The sequence below is a fragment of the Kitasatospora sp. CM 4170 genome, assembly GCF_032110285.1.
GTDB lineage: Bacteria > Actinomycetota > Actinomycetes > Streptomycetales > Streptomycetaceae > Kitasatospora > Kitasatospora aburaviensis.
This window is the reverse complement of record NZ_CP134877.1, coordinates 8,284,115-8,298,798: the sequence shown is the minus strand read 5'-3', so window position 1 is coordinate 8,298,798 and position 14,684 is coordinate 8,284,115. Positions and strand designations below refer to the sequence as shown.

The window sequence follows — 14,684 nt, the reverse complement described above, 5'->3', positions numbered from 1 at the left end:
CCGAACCCGGCCGGGACGGCGGGAACGGCGAGCGGCCCACGGGTCCGCGGGTGGCCGCGGGAACGCGGTGCGGGGCGCGGTCACGGCCCGGAGGGCCCGGTCAGGCCAGGCCCGGGTGGGCGGCGGCGATCTCGGGCGAGCGACCGGTGCCCGTTCCGGTCACCGCGAGGGAGGCCCAGGGCGGTGGGCCGGCCGCATCCTCGTCTCGGTCGGCGGCGGCGACGGCTTCGAGCGCATGGACGGTGTAGTGGTGCGGGGCCATGGCGGTGTCGCGGCCGGGGAGGGCGGCGACCACCGCCCGATGGGCGGTGAGCGGGGTGACGTCCGGGTCGGCGGTGGCGATGCGTGCGGTGATCCGGCCCCCGACCACGTCGACCGCGGTGAGGGCACCGGCGCCGAGGGCGTCGGCGACCAGGCTCCGGACGGCGTCCAGGTCGATCCAGCAGTTGTCGATCCGGTGCCAGTCGCCGGTCCGGTCGGCCGGCTGCAGTCCGGTGAGGGCGGGCAGCACGGAGAGCGGGACCGGGCCCCGGGCGGCGGCGTCGAGGAGGCCGGTCAGGGCGAGCGCGAACCGCTCGGTCTCCGCCCGGTCGAGCACCTGCGGGCAGGCGAGCAGCACGAACTCCAGGCAGTCGACGGCCCGCAGGACGTTGAGCATGACGCGGACCGCGAGCGGCTGGTCGGGCAGCCAGGTCAGCTCGGGGTCGGCGACCGGGGCCGGGCGGGCGTCGGACATCAGCTCGGGGATGGTCAGGCTGAGGTCGTTCACGACCACGTGGCGGACGAAGCGGGCGCCCCGCAGGTGGGTGACGTCCTCGATCAGCTGCCAGACCCTCTCGGAGTCGAGGGTGCTGTGCCAGTAGCCGGCGAGCGAGGCCGCCTTGGTGCGGCCGATCAGCTGGTCCAGGTCGGCGGTGTCGGTGTCCAGGACGAGCAGCGCGTCCTGGGCGAGGGTGCCGATGTGGTCGGCCATGGCGGCGCGCTGGCGGTTGGCGGAGAGGGCGGCGAAGACCAGCTCCGACCGGCCCGCCCGCTGGGCGACCAGGGCGGAGAAGGCCGCGAGCAGGACGACCGAGGGGCTGGCGCCGGTGCGCCGCGAGGCGGCGGCGAGGTCGGCCGCGGCAGTGCGGGAGCGCAGGACGACCGCTGCGAGGCCGTTCGGCGGGCCGGTGATCCGGGAGTCGGCGAAGACCGCCTGCGGGCCGGTGGCCAGGGCCTTCTCCCAGTGCCGCAGGCTGGCGGCGGTCTTGCGCCGGCCCTGGTCGCTCTGCTCCAGGGCGGCCACTTCCAGCGGCGTGCGCGCGGTTACGGGCGGTAGCTCCTTGCCGGCGGCGAGGGCGATCCAGTCCTGGAGCAGCAGGGTGGTCGCGGCGCCGTCGGCGCCGGCGTGGCAGACCGTGACGACCAGGCGCCGTACCAGGTCCGCCTCGGCCAGCAGGGTGAAGCGGAGCCGGATCCCGTCCGCGAGATCGAACGGGACGGCGACGTCGGCCCGGCCCGATTCCGCGGCCAGGCGGTCGAGTTCGGCGTCGCCGAGGCCGTCGGCACCGAGCACGGCGACGGTGAACTCGCCCTCGGAGCGGACCTCCTGGCGTTCCGGGAAGCCGTCCGGCGCCGGGCCGGGCGGGAAGACGGTGCGCAGCGAGTCGTGCCGTTCGACGAGGGTGCGCAGGGCGTCGAGGGCGGCGGCGAGGGTGGTCCCCTCGGGCACCGGCCAGACGGACTCCTTGTTGATCTGCTCGGGCAGGTCGCGCCGGATGCAGCGGACCATGTTGTCCTGGCCGAGGGTGAGCGGGCCGGAGCCGCTGCTCGCGCCGCCGAATCGGACCGTGATCCGCCGGTCGTTCTCTGTCACGTCGTCCGCGCCTTTCGGCTCGCCGGCGGCCCTGCGGGTGTGCCACCGGGGTGTGGTCGGGGACGCTGTCAGCGGTCCGCCGAATGGTCCGGGCCGGGCGCCCGGGGGGCCGGCCGATCCTCAAGTGCGTTGCCGGGTTGTGGTGTTCAGCGCGACGGAGGGGTGCCATCGGTGTGTGAGCAGCCGGAACGGGTGATCGCCGACCGCGGCCACGGCGGCCCGGAAGGGGCCGGGCACCGGGGCGTCGTCGATCCGGCACGGTCCCGGGCCGAGCGCACCGGCGTCGGCCAGGACGCGTGGCGCCGGGCCGGCCAGGGGCAGGCCGAAGCCCTGGACGAGGCGGCCGCCGTAGGCCTTGACGCAGGCCTCGCGCCGGCACCAGAGCTCGGTGAAGCGCTCGGCGCGGGCGGCCGGCGTGGGGGCGGCGGCCAGCAACTCGGCCTCGCGGCCCGGGAAGTAGCGGTGGGCGATGCGGGACGCCACCCGTGCGTCGCGGATCTCCTCGACGTCGGCGCCCACCACCCGCCGTTCGGCCAGGGCGAGCACGGCGAGCGCGCCGGAGGCCGACCAGCTCACGCCGAGCCGTCCGCCGGCCGGTCCGTGCCGGTCCACCGGCTCGGGCTTGCCGTGCGGGCCGCACCGCCAGGCGAGTTCGGCCGGGGGGACGCCGAGCCGTTCGGCGACGAGCAGCCGGACGGCGCCGCGCACGACGGTGAAGCGCCGCCCGAGGGCGGGGTCCGGTCCCGCCGCGCGGGCACGCTCGCCGGGGTCTAGGAGCCTGCTCAACTCGGCCAGCACACTGTCGGGTTGGTCGGTCGGGATGATCCAGAGGTCGACCTGGTCGGCGGAGCGCGGGGCGGTCACGGGGCGGCCCCGAGGGTGAGGGTGCTGAGCACGCCGAGCCTGCGGTCGAGACCGGCGGCCACGACGGGGCGCCGCCGGGCCTGCCAGGCGGGCAGCGCCCGGGCCAGCTCCGTCCAGAGGCCGGTGAAGGGTTGTCCGTCCGGGGCCACCGCGGTGGCGGCGTCGCCGAGGGCGGGTTCGCCCGCGAGACCGGCATCGAGCAGCAGCGCCGCGCCGGCCCCGGCGGATCGCAGCCGGCCGCGCACGGCCTCGACCGCCGGCGCCGACTCCGCGCACGGCTGCTGGGTGATCCGCAGACCGCCCGCGCCGGTGCCGCCGGCGCGGGCGTCGCCGGTGCCGTCGATCTCGTCGCAGACCAGGACCACCGCGCAGTGCCGCCGGGGCAGTTCGACCGGAGCGGCGGCCCGGTAGTGCAGCGCGGTCTGCTCGGCCAGGACCACCACCGCCCGCCGACAGCCGCCGGTGCGGTGGTGGGCGGCCGCGATCCGCAGTGCCCCGAACGCCCCCGCCGTACCCTGGTCGCAGACGGCGAAGGCCAGCGGCGCACCCGGACAGGACCGGCTCAGCGCCAGTGAACCGGGCGCGCCGGGGCGAACGTCGGGCGAATCGAACGCGAGGATCAGCAGGTCGACCGGCCGCCCGTCGGCGACCGCCTCGCGCAGCAGGCCCTCGGCCAGCTCCGCGTAGGAGTGACCGGCGCCCTCCCGCAACAGGTCCTCGCGCAGCGGCAGCCCGTACGGGCGGACCAGGTCGGAGACGAAGACCCGCAGGTCCGGGTCGAGCGAGGTCTCCGACCGCCCGTCGGTGTACGCCGACAGGATCCGGGTGAGGCCCAGCGCGGTTCCCGGCGGCGGGGCGGAGGCGGCGGGCACCCGGTCAGTCCTCGGCGATGACGTGGCCGGCGACGTAGTCGGCGAGGCTGGTCACCGAGCGCAGGTCGTCCTCGCCGATCTGCTCGACGTCGACCTGGATGTCCAGCGTCTCCTCGATCTCCAGGATCAGCTCGATGGTGCTCGCCGAGGTGAGGCCGAGGTCGTCGAAGAGGCAGGCGTTCTCGGGGATCTCGGGCAGGTCGCGCTTGAGGACGCGCGGCAGCAGCTCGCCGAGGCTGTGCAGGATCCGGTCGCGCAGCTCGGTGTCGGTGGTCTGGACCACTGGGTCTGGCATGGGTGTCCCGTCCCGTCGTGCTGGAGAGGTGAATGGGGGCGCGCGGCGCGCTCGGCGGCGGGTGCGGTCGGCGCGGCCGGCCCGACGTGCAGCCCGCCCGGCTCGGGCGTGTAGCCGCTACAACAAAGGGTTCTGACGGAGCGTCAGTGCTCGACGGCCATGGCGGAGAAGGTGGCGCCGACGCCGGCGGCGGCGATCAGGTAGCGGTCGCCGCGGCGCAGCAGCCCCCGCGTGGTGGCGGTGTGAAGATTGATGAGGCTGTCTGCAGCGAAACTGTGCCCGACCGAACGCACGTTGTCCAGCACCACCTTCTCGACCGGGTAACCGATCCGACGGCAGATCATCCGCCAGGAGGCCTGGTTGACGTTGTGCGGAAGGATGGCCGCGAGGTCCGAGAGGTCCAGACCTGCCTGGTCGAGAGCCGCCTCCAGGGCCTCGATCATCACCGCCGGGTACTCGCGCTGGTACCGGGCGAGCAGCTCCGCGTCCCCGGCCAGGCGACCGTCGAACTCGGGGCGTTGGCGCACGGCGAAGGAGAGCACGCGGTCGCGCTCGCCGCTCGCGCGGACCAGGCAGGCGGCGGCGCCCTCGGCGAAGATCCCGGTCTCGGGCACCACCTGGGCGTCCTTGGTGAAGGTCTTCTCCCCGGCGAGCACCAGGGCCAGCGCGTCGGGATCCGGGCAGCCGGACAGCAGCCGGCCGGCCAGGTCGACGGCCAGCAGCCCCACCGCGCAGGCGTGGTGGGTCACGGTGAAGGCCACGGCCCGGGACAGGCCGCGGCGGGCGATCAGGTCGTGGAGCGGGTTGAGCGGGTAGGGCACCGCCACCGGCATGCTGCGGGCGTGGATCACGAAGCGGACGTGCCGTTCGCGTCCGCGCAGCTGCGGCAGGGCCTCGACGGCGGCGTCGAGCAGGTCGGGCAGCGTCCCGTCCGGATCCAGTCGCAGCTGGTCCAGGCCGTGGAAGCGGCGGAAGAGTCGAAGTTGACGTGGGGTCAGGCCGATCCGGTCGCCCACCGCCTCGATGGGCACGGCGTGGTGGGGGAGGTGAACGGCCACTGCCTCCAGTGCGGTCACGCGGGCTAGTATTCCGACGCCCGACGGGTCGCACAAGTGATCTCCGGCCCTTCGGGGAATCGTCCGCCCCCTGCCGTCGAGCTGGTGGAGCTCCCCCATGGCTGATGCCGAACCCCCCGTTTCCCCTGCCCCGGTACGCCCCGGGCCGCCGCACGCCGGCGCGGCACCCGGCGGTTCGCCGCACCCCGGTCGGGTCCGCCCCGAGCTGGTCGCGCTGCTGGTCGAGGCGGCCGGTGCACCGCCGGAGTGGGCCGAACGGGTCACCCCGACGGCCCTTCTGGACGCCGATCTGATGCTGGACGAGCACGAAATCGCCGCGCTGGATGCCCTGCTGTGCAGCCGCTTCGGGCCGTCGGCCGGCCTCGCCCGGCGCCGCGCCGGTCTGGACCTCCCCGCACTGGAGGCACTGACCGTCGCCGATGTGCAGCGCCTGCTGCCCGCCGAGGAGGCCGACCGGTGAGCCGCTTCCTGTTCGTGGTCCCGCCCCTGACCGGCCACGTCAACCCGACCGTCGGCATCGCCCGGGAGCTGGCCGCCCGCGGCCACGACGTCGCCTGGACCGGGACCGAGACGGTGCTGCGCCCGCTACTCGGCCCGCGGGCCCAGGTCCTCGGCACCGGGACCAGGGCGTTCCGCGCCCAGGGCGGGCACGGCCTGGCGGCCCTGCGCTCGCTCTGGGAGGGCTTCATCGTCCCGTACGCGCGGTTCACCGCGAAGCCGCTGGACGCGGCGGTGCGTGCGTACCGCCCGGACGCGGTGCTGGTGGACCAGCACACCCCGGCCGGCGCGCTGGTGGCGCACCGGCACCGGCTGCCGTGGGCGAGCCTGGCGCCGGGGGCGATGGAGCTGGGGCGGCCGTTCCGAGGCCTGCCGCAGGTGGAGGCCTGGATGACCGGCCTGCTCCGGGGCCTCTGGCGGCGGGCGGGGCTGCCCGAGGAGGAGTACACCGACCCGCGGTTCTCCCCCGCCCTGGTGCTTGCGCCGACCGGTCCCGCACTGACCGGTTTCGCGCCGGCCGGCCCCGCGCCGGCCGGCCCCGCGCCGAGCGGTCCCGCGCCGACCGGGGCGACCCCTACCGGGACGGCGGTGCTGCCGGCGCAGGTCGCGCAGATCGGTCCGGTGCTGGTCGAACGCCCGGCCGACCCGGACTTCCCGTGGGAGCGCCTGACGCCCGGGCGGCGGCGGGTGCTGGTCACCATGGGCACCCTGGCCGGGGACCTCGGCCAGGACTTCCACACCCGGGCCGTCCGGGCACTGGCACTGTGCGGCGACGACGTACAGCCGGTGATCGCGGCGCCGCGCGATCTCCTCCCGGAGCTGCCGGACCACGCGATCGCCGCGAGCCGGGTGCCGGTCCTGGAGCTGCTGGCGCGCGGCGCAGTGGACGCGGTGCTCTGCCACGGCGGGATGAACACCGTGGGCGAGGCGCTGGCGCACGGGGTTCCGCTGGTGACGGCGCCGATCCGGCACGACCAGCCGTTCGTCGCGGCACAGGTGGCGGCGGCCGGGGCCGGGCTGCGGGCGCCGTTCCCCCGGGCCACGCCGGAGCAGCTGGCGGCGCGGCTGCGGGCCGTCCTCGACGAGCCCCGGTACCGGGCCGCGGCGGCCCGGGTCGGGGCCGAACTGCTGGCCGGCGGCGGGGCGGTGACGGCGGCCGACCGGCTGGAGTCGCTGGTGGCGGGCGAGGCGGGCCCGAGGAATCCATTGGTCTAGGCCATTGTTTCCGGAGGGTCGCAGACCCTAGGGTGGGCTCGCAGCACCACCTCACGGTGCCCCGGCAACCCATCCCCGCACGGGAGTTCTGGTTGATCGAGACCACGGGACTGCGTAAGTCCTACCCCTCCGGAAAACGCGGCCAGGCCGCCGTCGACGCCGTGCGCGGCATCGATCTCGACGTCGCCGCAGGCGAGATCTTCGGCTTCCTCGGCCCCAACGGCGCCGGCAAGACGACCACCCTGCGCATGCTCGCCACGCTCATCCGCCCGGACGGCGGCGAGGCCCGGATCGCCGGCGCCGACCTGCTCGCCGACCCGGCCGAGGTCCGCCGCCGGATCGGCTACGTCGCCCAGGGCGGCGGCACCACCGACGCCGTCACCGGCCGCGAGGAGCTGGTGCACCAGGCCCGGATGCACGGCACCGGCAAGGCCGAGGCCCTGCGCCGCGCCGACGACGCGCTGCGGGCCTTCGAACTCACCGAGTTCGCCGACCGCCCCTGCCGCACCTACTCCGGCGGCCAGCGCCGCCGGGTGGACATCGCCCTGGGCGTCATCCACGCGCCGAAGGTGCTCTTCCTCGACGAGCCCACGGTGGGCCTGGACCCGGCCAGCCGCGGCCACGTCTGGGCGGAGATCCGCCGCCTGCGCGCCGAGGGCATGACCGTGGTGGTGACCACCCACTACCTCGACGAGGCCGACGCCCTCTGCGACCGGGTGGCCATCGTCGACCACGGCGGGATCGTCGCCGAGGGCACCCCCGACACGCTCAAGCGGGAGATCTCCGGCGACGTGGTGCTGGTCGGCCTGCCCGAGGGCGAGGCCGAACGGGCCGCCAAGGCCCTGCGCGAACAGCCCTACCTGCACCGGCTGGAGGCACAGGGCGACGACGGGCTCCGGCTCTACCTGGACGACGGCGCCGCCGCGATCCCGCTGCTCATGCGCGCCCTGGACGGCGCGGGCGTCGCCCCCCGCACCGTCCAGCTGCAACGCCCCAGCCTGGACGACGTGTTCCTGGCCCGCACCGGCCGCTCGATCGAGCAGTCCTGATCCGATGACGAGAGGCGCCATGAAGCTCGCCCGCGACACCTGGCTGGTCTTCCAGCGGCAGCTGCTGCTGATGTGGCGGACACCGGTCTGGATCGCCGTCGGCGTCATCCAGCCGGTCTTCTACCTCCTGCTGTTCGCGCCGCTGCTCAAGAAGGTGCTGGCGCCGATGGGCGCGACCACCTACGCCGAGGCCTACCAGATCTACGTGCCGGGCCTGTTGGCCGTGCTCTGCATCTTCGGCGGCCTGTACACCGGGTTCAGTCTGCTCGGCGAGCTGAAGGCCGGCATCATCGAGCGCTCCCGGGTCACCCCGGTCAGCCGGCTGGCGCTGCTGCTCGGCCGGGCGCTGCGCGAGACGGTCGCCCTACTGGTGCAGGCCGTCATCATCACGCTGGTGGCGCTGCCGTTCGGCCTGCGGGTGGGGCCGGTGGACCTGCTGCTGGCCTACCTGCTGCTCGGCCTGCTGGCCCTGATGACCTCGGCGATCTCCTACGGCATCGCGCTGCTGCTCCCGGCCGACGAGGCGATGGCTCCCGTGGTGAACACCGTCGCGCAGCCGATCGCCCTGCTTTCCGGCGTCCTGCTGCCGCTGGCGCTGGCGCCGATGTGGCTGCAGACGATGGCCAAGTGGAACCCCTTCTACTGGGCCGTGGAGGGCATGCGCGCGCTGTTTTCCGGGCACGTCGGGGACGACGTGGTCTGGCAGGGGCTGCTGGTGGTCGTGCTGATGACGGTGGCGGCGGTCTCCTGGTCGGCCCGGCTGTTCTCCCGCCGGGTGCGCTGACGGGCAGGCACGCCAAGGGGCGGGCCGGGTGGTCGACGACCACCCGGCCCGCCGTCGCCCCCTACGACGCCCCGCCACCGGCGCCGGGCAGCCCCCCGTCAGCCGGCCTCGGCGCGGACGAAGCGGGCCAGGGAGGCCACCCCGTCGACGATCTGACGCTTCGTCACTGAACTGATGGAGAGCCGGAGTCGCCGCTCTCCCCCGCCGGCCGGGTAGAACGGCGCCATCGGCGTCCAGAGCACGCCGTGGTCGCGCGCGCACCGTTCCATGGCGGCCTCGTCGGCCGCGAACGGCACGGTCAGCACGGCGAAGAAGCCGCCCTCCGGCTCGTTCCAGGAGATCCCCAGCCGGCGCCGCTCCGGCGGCGGGAAGTGTCGCTCCAACTCGCCCAGCAGCACGGTCATGTTGGCCGCGTAGTGGGCCGCAGCAGGGGCGTTGGCCTCCCGCAGCCGGCAGTCGTGCCGCAGCAGCATGCCGCCGATCACGGCTTGGCTGAGCGCGGGTGTGTTGACCGTCGTCATGCTCTTCAGCCTCGCCAGCTCGTCCGCCAGCAGCGTCCGCCGCCCGCCGGGGCCGGCCACCTCCTGGTCGGCCACCACGTAGCCGAGGCGGGCGCCGGGGAAGCAGGTCTTGGCGAAGGAGCCGAGGTGGACGACCTGGCGGCGGCGGTCCAGCGCCTTCAGGGTGGGTCGTTCGCCGGCCTCCCGGGCGAAGAAGCCGTACGGGTTGTCCTCGACGACCAGCAGGCCCTCCTCCGCCGCCGCGTCCAGCAGCCGGCTGCGGGCGGGTACGGGCATGCTGGTGCCGGAGGGGTTGGCGAAGTCGGGGACGACGTAGAGCGCGCGGGGGCGCCGGCCCCCGGCCCGGACGGCGCGGGCCGCCGCACGCACCGTCGCCGGATCGGGCCCGCCCGCGGGCCCCTCGGGCACCGGGACGGTGGTGAGGTCGAGCAGCCGGGCGGCGCCGGTCACCCCGACGTAGCACGGCGAGCTGACCAGCAGCACGTCCTCCGGGCCCGCGCAGAGCGCCCGCAGCGTCAGCAGCATGCCCTCCTGGGCCCCGACGGTGAGCACCAGCGCCTCCGGCGGCACGGTGAGGCCCTCGTCGTTGGCCAGGGTGCGGGCCACCAGGTCGGCGATGACGCCCTTGGTCGGCCCGTACTGGAAGAGCGTGGTGCGGACGGCGTCCCGGCCGGCGCCGCGGGCCGCCAGGTGGTCCAGGTAGGTGTCGAGGTAGTGGTGGACGTCGGCGGGCTCGAAGAAGCCCTCGTAGGGGCGGCCGGGCGCGAAGGAGACGGCCTGCGGGTAGCGAGTGGTGGCCTCGTTGAGGAAGGTCATCGCGTCCAGCAGCGGATCGGCGAGGGAGGCGTGCAGGTCGCCCAGCCGCAGGGGGACCGGGAACGGCGGCCCGCCCTCACCGGCACCCTCACCGCGTTCCGCGGCCTGCTCGGGGGCAGCGGCCGCGGCCACCGCGTCGCGGGCGCTCACCGCAGGGCCTCGCGCAGCCGCCCGGCCGCGTACCGCTGCGCCTCGCCGGCCGCGTCCAGCACGCCGGTCATGGCGAAGAAGCCGTGCGGCACCCCGTCGTACCGCCGCGCCTCGACCGGGACGCCGGCCGCGCGCAGCGCCTCCGCGTAGCGCTCGCCCTCGTCGCGCAGCGGGTCGTACTCGGCCGTGATCACGGTGGCGGGCGGCAGCCCGGCGAGGCTCGGGGCGCGCAGCGGGGAGGCGTGCGGGTGGGCGCCGTCGGCGGGGTCGGCCAGGTAGTGGCCCCAGTACCAGGCGACCGAGCGGCGGTTGAACAGCAGCGGGTCGTCGTGCTCGCGCAGCGAGGCGGTGTCGGCCCGGTGGTCGGTGTTGGGGTAGACGAGCAGCTGGTGGCGCAGGGCCGGGCCGCCCTCGTCGCGGGCGAGCAGGGTGAGCGCCGCGGCGAGGTTGCCGCCGGCGCTGTCCCCTGCGACGGCGAGGCGGGCGGCGTCGATGCCGAGCGCGCCGGCCTGCCCGGCCAGCCACCGGGCGGCCGCGCGGCAGTCGTGGACGGCGGCGGGGAAGGGGTGCTCGGGGGCGAGGCGGTAGCCGACGGAGGCGGTGACGCAGCCCACCGCGTTGGTGAGGCGGCGGCAGATCGCGTCGCTGGTGTCGGGCGATCCGAGGGTCCAGCCGCCGCCGAAGAGGTAGAGCAGGGCGGGGAGTTCGCGTCTGGGTGGCTCCGGCCGGTAGAGGCGCACGGCGAGCGGGCCGCTGGGGCCGGCGATCCGGTGCTCCTCGACGGCGGCGACGGGCTCGGGGGTACCGGCCGAGGCCCGGATGTCGGCCAGGTCGGCCGCCCGGGCCTCGGCCGGGGTGAGGCTGTAGAGCGGCGGGGTGCCGGCCCGGGCGCGGCGCTCGCGCAGGGCCTGGGCCTGGGGGTGCAGTGGCATGGGCGGTCGTCGTCCCGTCGGGCTGGTGGTCGGGTACCCGGGGTCGCCCGGGCGTCGGGGGTCGTACCGGGGCCTAGCGATCGGCCTCGATGTAGACCGTTTCGTCGGTGCGGAAGGCCGTGTCGAGGTCGGCGACGTCGGCGCGGGCGCCCTGGCGGTAGCCGCAGTGGCGGATCCGGCCGGGCTCGAAGCCGGCCAGGGTGAGCACGTGGCGCAGCTCGTCCAGGTCGTAGATCCACTGGTGGCCGTAGTACCGGAAGATCTGGTTGACCAGGAAGGCCGGGCGCTGCGGCATCGGCGGGCCGAAGCCCATGGTGGTGAGCCGGCGGCGGTGCTTGGCGAGGAAGCCGTCGCCGGTGGCGTAGCCGACCAGGTAGCGGGCCAGGTCCGGGGTGGTCAGGCGCAGCACGCCGCCGGGGCGCAGCACCCGCCGGGCCTCGCGCAGCCAGCCGGTCGCGACCGGCAGGGTGACGTGCTCGATCAGGTGCTCGGCGTAGACCCAGTCGACGCTGGCGTCGGCGAAGGGCAGCGGCCGGGCGATGTCGAGCTGGGTGAACCAGCGGTCGCCGTCCACCCGGTAGAGGGTGCCGGGTTCGGTGGTGGCGTCGGGGCTGCGCAGGGCGGTCAGGTCGGTGCCGAGGCCGTTCGGGTGGGCGGTGCGGAAGGCGGCGAACTCGATGCCGGTGAGGCCGAGTTCCCGGAAGTCGGCGTGGCCGTGCGGGAGGCGGTCGGCCGGTTCGAGGGTCTTGCAGGTGGCGACCTGGGCGCTGATCCCGTCGAGGCGGGTGGCGAGCCCCTCGGGGTCGTCCCAGTCCCAGCCGGGGAAGGCGTCCTGTTTCGTCATGGCGGTGGTCTCCCTGTCGGGTGTGCTGCGCCGGGTGCGGCCCGGGTGTGCGGCGGGGGCGGTTCGGCGGTGCGGTCGGCCCTTACGGGCAACTCCTGGGGAACATGCGGGTGCCGGCGCCGGATCGGGCGGGCAGCTCCGTGCCGCCCTGCGGTCGGAATACGGCACGGCTACGGGCCGCGCTGGCCGGCGCGCGGGCCGTGCACCGGCCACGGGGCCAGCGCGGTGCGGTCGAGATCGGCCGGGCTCGGGCGCCCCAACAGGGCCAGGGTGTGCTCCAGTTCGGTTCGGAGCAGGCCGAGGACATCGGCCACGCCGTCCGCTCCCCCGGTGGCCAGCCCCCAGAGCACGGGGCGGCCGACCAGCACCGCGCGGGCGCCGAGGGCGAGGGCGACGGCGATGTCGGTGCCGGTGCGGACCCCGCCGTCGAGCAGGAGCGGCAGTTCCGGCGGGAGGGCGGCGGCCACCTCGGGGAGGGCGGCCAGGGCGGGCAGCGCACCGTCCAGCTGGCGGCCGCCGTGGTTGGAGACCACCACGGCGTCGACGCCGTGCTCGGCGGCGAGCCGGGCGTCCTCGGCGGTCAGGATGCCCTTGAGGACCAGCGGCAGGTCCGTGCGCTCGCGCAGCCAGGCGAGGTCGGCCCAGGTCAGGGTGGGGTCGAACTGCTCCAGGGCGTGCTCGGCGATGCCGGAGGCGCCGGCGCCGGCCCGATGCGTGGCGGCCGTCAGCCCCGGGTCGAGGTTGACGGCGCGGATCTCCGACGGGACGGCGAAGCCGTTGCGCAGGTCGCGCAGCCGGCGCCCGATCCGCGGGGCGTCCACGGTGAGCACCAGTGCGGCGAAGCCGGCCGCCTCGGCGCGTTCGACCAGCGCGGCGAGCGCGTCGCGGCGGCGCAGCCAGTAGAGCTGCAGCCAGAGCGGGCCGGCGGACTCGGCCGCGATCGCCTCCAGGGTGCGGCTGGCGAAGATTCCCGCGACCAGCAGCGCGCCGGCCCGGCCGGCCGCCCGGGCGGTCGCGGTCTCGCCGTCCGGGTGGACCAGCCGGTGGTAGGCCATCGGGGCAATTCCGACCGGGAGTCCGAGCTCGGCACCCAGGAGCGTGGTGCCGGTCGAGCAGGCCGAGACGTCGACGAGCGTGCGAGGCCGCAGTGCATAGTGGTCGAACATTTCCCGGTTCCCGGCGAGGGTACGTTCCCCCTCACTGCCGCCCTCGATGAAGTCCCATATTTCCGCGGGAAGTTGGGCGCGTGCAGCGCGCTCGATCCCGGCCAGCGTGAGTGGTCCCACGGGCATCCTCGCTCCCGGACGGCCACGCTCGGACCAGTCCCGGCTCGGCAGCGTAGGAGGTTCAGACCACATTGGTATAGACCTTGATTTGACCAATCGTCTGTGCAAAGGTCTGGCAACGGAATTGGCCGTTTCCTGTGAACGGCGTCCATGACAAATCTCCTCACTGTGTGGAGTGGCGTTGACCGGCATTTCCCCTTCTCCGCTTCCGCCTCCGCTTCCGCCTTCTTCGCCGCCGCACTCCGACGCCCCCGACGACTGGGTGGAACGGTTCCTGCTGGCCGGTCCCGGGGGCGAGGAGTGCCTGCGGTTGGGCACCCCCGTCGACCGCGACGCACTGCGCGTCCTGGTCGGCGAGCAGGCCGAGCGGCTGGCCGCGGCCGGCCTGGGCCCGGGCGGTACCGCGGCGCTGCGACTGCCGCCCTCCCTGGGCTTCGTCGCGGCGCTCCTGGCCTGCTGGCAACTGCGCGCCCAGGTGGCGCTGTTGGACCACCGGCTGACCGACCACGAGATCGAGATCGCGGTCGAACGGCTGGCTCCGCAGGTGCTGGTGGGGTCCGCCCACCGGCCGTCGGCGGCGCTGCGCGGCTTCGCCGACGCCGACCCGGTCGCCGTCCGGCTACCGAACGGCCGGCCGGCCCGTACCGGCCACGCGCTGGTCCAGCTCAGCTCCGGGTCAACCGGCCCGGCCAAGGTGATCGCGCGCACCGCCGGCGACCTCCTGCGCGAACTCGACTGCTACCGCGAGCTGGTGGGATTCCCCGGCGAGGGCGAGCGGGTGGTCCTGCTCTCCTCGGTGGTGCACGTGCTCGGCCTGGTCGGCGGACTGCTGAACAGCCTGCACGCCCGCGCCCCGCTGACCGTGCCGGAACGGATGACGGCCGCGGGCATCCTCGCCGCCGTCGCCGAGGAGGAGCAGCGGCCGACCATCGTGATCGGCGTGCCCTTCCACGCCGAACTGCTGGCCGGCGCGGCCGCACCCCCGCCGCTGCCGGGGCTGCGCCGGATGGTGGTGGCCGGGGAGCTGGTCCGACCGGGCCTGCCCGCCGCCTTCACCGCCGCGTACGGCGTCCCGCTCGGCACCATGTACGGGATGACCGAGCTCGGCGTCATCGCCACCGACCTGGACGGCGCCCTGCACCCGGCGAAGCAGCCGGTCACCGGGATGGAACTGCGCCTGGTGGAGGGTGAGTTGCAGATACGCACCGCCGCCTCGCCCTACCCGGGACTGGACGACCCGACCCGCTGGTCGGACGGCTGGCTGCACACCCGGGACGCCGCCGAACTGGACGACGCCACCGGACGGGTCACCGTCCTCGGCCGCCGGGACTCGCAGGTCTCGATCGGCGGCCTCAAGGTGGACCTCACCGAGGTCGAGCAGACCCTCGCCGCCCTGCCGCGGGTCCGCGAGGCGGTGGTGGTCTTCGACGAGGGCGCCATCGAGGCGTACCTCGCCACCGAGGAGGGCGCGGACCGGGACCTCGTCCGGGACGGACTGGCCCGGCAGCTCGCCGCCTACAAACGGCCCCGCCGGCTCGCCTTCCTGCCCCGGCTGCCCCGCACGGCCACCGGGAAGCTGCTGCGCGATCCGGCGGCACTGCGCGCGGCCGCCACCTGAACCGCCTCT

Annotated in this window: 14 protein-coding genes; 5 read left to right on the top strand and 9 right to left on the bottom strand. The window is 75.4% G+C overall.

What is annotated here, in order from left to right:
• Positions 1-100: 100 nt before the first annotated feature.
• The 5 genes from RMN57_RS34595 to RMN57_RS34575 all read right to left on the bottom strand — a co-directional run bounded on the left by RMN57_RS34595 (position 101) and on the right by RMN57_RS34575 (position 4,962).
• The gene (locus RMN57_RS34595) at positions 101-1,855 is read right to left on the bottom strand and encodes a condensation domain-containing protein (RefSeq protein WP_313767245.1); all 1,755 of its coding nucleotides are present in this window, start codon (positions 1,853-1,855) and stop codon (positions 101-103) included.
• A gap of 120 nt (positions 1,856-1,975) precedes the next feature.
• Positions 1,976-2,719, bottom strand: coding sequence for a 4'-phosphopantetheinyl transferase superfamily protein (locus RMN57_RS34590; protein ID WP_313767244.1), 744 nt, complete (start codon positions 2,717-2,719; stop codon positions 1,976-1,978).
• Positions 2,716-3,591 carry a hypothetical protein gene (locus RMN57_RS34585; RefSeq protein WP_313767243.1) on the bottom strand — a complete coding sequence of 292 codons (876 nt, stop codon included), beginning with the start codon at positions 3,589-3,591 and terminating at the stop codon, positions 2,716-2,718. The genes RMN57_RS34590 and RMN57_RS34585 overlap by 4 nt, the downstream gene beginning before the upstream one ends.
• Before the next feature lie 4 nt (positions 3,592-3,595).
• Positions 3,596-3,886 (bottom strand): acyl carrier protein, encoded by a 291-nt coding sequence (locus tag RMN57_RS34580; RefSeq protein WP_313767242.1) that lies wholly within the window; start codon positions 3,884-3,886, stop codon positions 3,596-3,598.
• A 143-nt stretch (positions 3,887-4,029) separates the two neighbouring features.
• Positions 4,030-4,962: a 3-oxoacyl-[acyl-carrier-protein] synthase III C-terminal domain-containing protein gene (locus RMN57_RS34575; protein ID WP_313767241.1), complete on the bottom strand. Its 933-nt coding sequence runs from the start codon at positions 4,960-4,962 to the stop codon at positions 4,030-4,032.
• A gap of 97 nt (positions 4,963-5,059) precedes the next feature.
• On the opposite strand from RMN57_RS34575, the gene RMN57_RS34570 reads away from it, so the two are divergent.
• The 4 genes from RMN57_RS34570 (at position 5,060) to RMN57_RS34555 (ending at position 8,508) form a co-directional block, all read left to right on the top strand.
• On the top strand, positions 5,060-5,422 hold the full coding sequence (locus tag RMN57_RS34570) for a hypothetical protein (RefSeq protein ID WP_313767240.1): 363 nt from the start codon (positions 5,060-5,062) through the stop codon (positions 5,420-5,422).
• On the top strand, positions 5,419-6,675 hold the full coding sequence (locus RMN57_RS34565; protein ID WP_313767239.1) for a glycosyltransferase: 1,257 nt from the start codon (positions 5,419-5,421) through the stop codon (positions 6,673-6,675). The genes RMN57_RS34570 and RMN57_RS34565 overlap by 4 nt, the downstream gene beginning before the upstream one ends.
• Before the next feature lie 92 nt (positions 6,676-6,767).
• On the top strand, positions 6,768-7,724 hold the full coding sequence (locus tag RMN57_RS34560) for an ATP-binding cassette domain-containing protein (protein ID WP_313767238.1): 957 nt from the start codon (positions 6,768-6,770) through the stop codon (positions 7,722-7,724).
• Positions 7,725-7,728: 4 nt separating this feature from the next.
• On the top strand, positions 7,729-8,508 hold the full coding sequence (locus RMN57_RS34555) for an ABC transporter permease (protein WP_313767237.1): 780 nt from the start codon (positions 7,729-7,731) through the stop codon (positions 8,506-8,508).
• Positions 8,509-8,606: 98 nt separating this feature from the next.
• On the opposite strand, the gene RMN57_RS34550 is transcribed toward RMN57_RS34555, so the two are convergent.
• The 4 genes from RMN57_RS34550 to RMN57_RS34535 all read right to left on the bottom strand — a co-directional run bounded on the left by RMN57_RS34550 (position 8,607) and on the right by RMN57_RS34535 (position 13,063).
• Complete coding sequence (locus RMN57_RS34550) at positions 8,607-9,995, bottom strand: PLP-dependent aminotransferase family protein (protein WP_313767236.1); 1,389 nt, start codon at positions 9,993-9,995, stop codon at positions 8,607-8,609.
• Complete coding sequence (locus RMN57_RS34545; protein WP_313767235.1) at positions 9,992-10,927, bottom strand: alpha/beta hydrolase; 936 nt, start codon at positions 10,925-10,927, stop codon at positions 9,992-9,994. Before RMN57_RS34545 ends, RMN57_RS34550 begins: the two co-directional genes overlap by 4 nt.
• A gap of 73 nt (positions 10,928-11,000) precedes the next feature.
• Positions 11,001-11,771 (bottom strand): methyltransferase domain-containing protein, encoded by a 771-nt coding sequence (locus tag RMN57_RS34540; RefSeq protein WP_313767234.1) that lies wholly within the window; start codon positions 11,769-11,771, stop codon positions 11,001-11,003.
• A 170-nt stretch (positions 11,772-11,941) separates the two neighbouring features.
• On the bottom strand, positions 11,942-13,063 hold the full coding sequence (locus RMN57_RS34535) for an alpha-hydroxy acid oxidase (RefSeq protein ID WP_313767233.1): 1,122 nt from the start codon (positions 13,061-13,063) through the stop codon (positions 11,942-11,944).
• 304 nt (positions 13,064-13,367) lie between these two features.
• On the opposite strand from RMN57_RS34535, the gene RMN57_RS34530 reads away from it, so the two are divergent.
• A complete protein-coding gene (locus tag RMN57_RS34530) occupies positions 13,368-14,675 on the top strand; it encodes a fatty acid--CoA ligase family protein (protein WP_313767232.1) in 1,308 nt (435 codons plus the stop codon).
• The last annotated feature ends 9 nt before the right edge of the window (positions 14,676-14,684 follow it).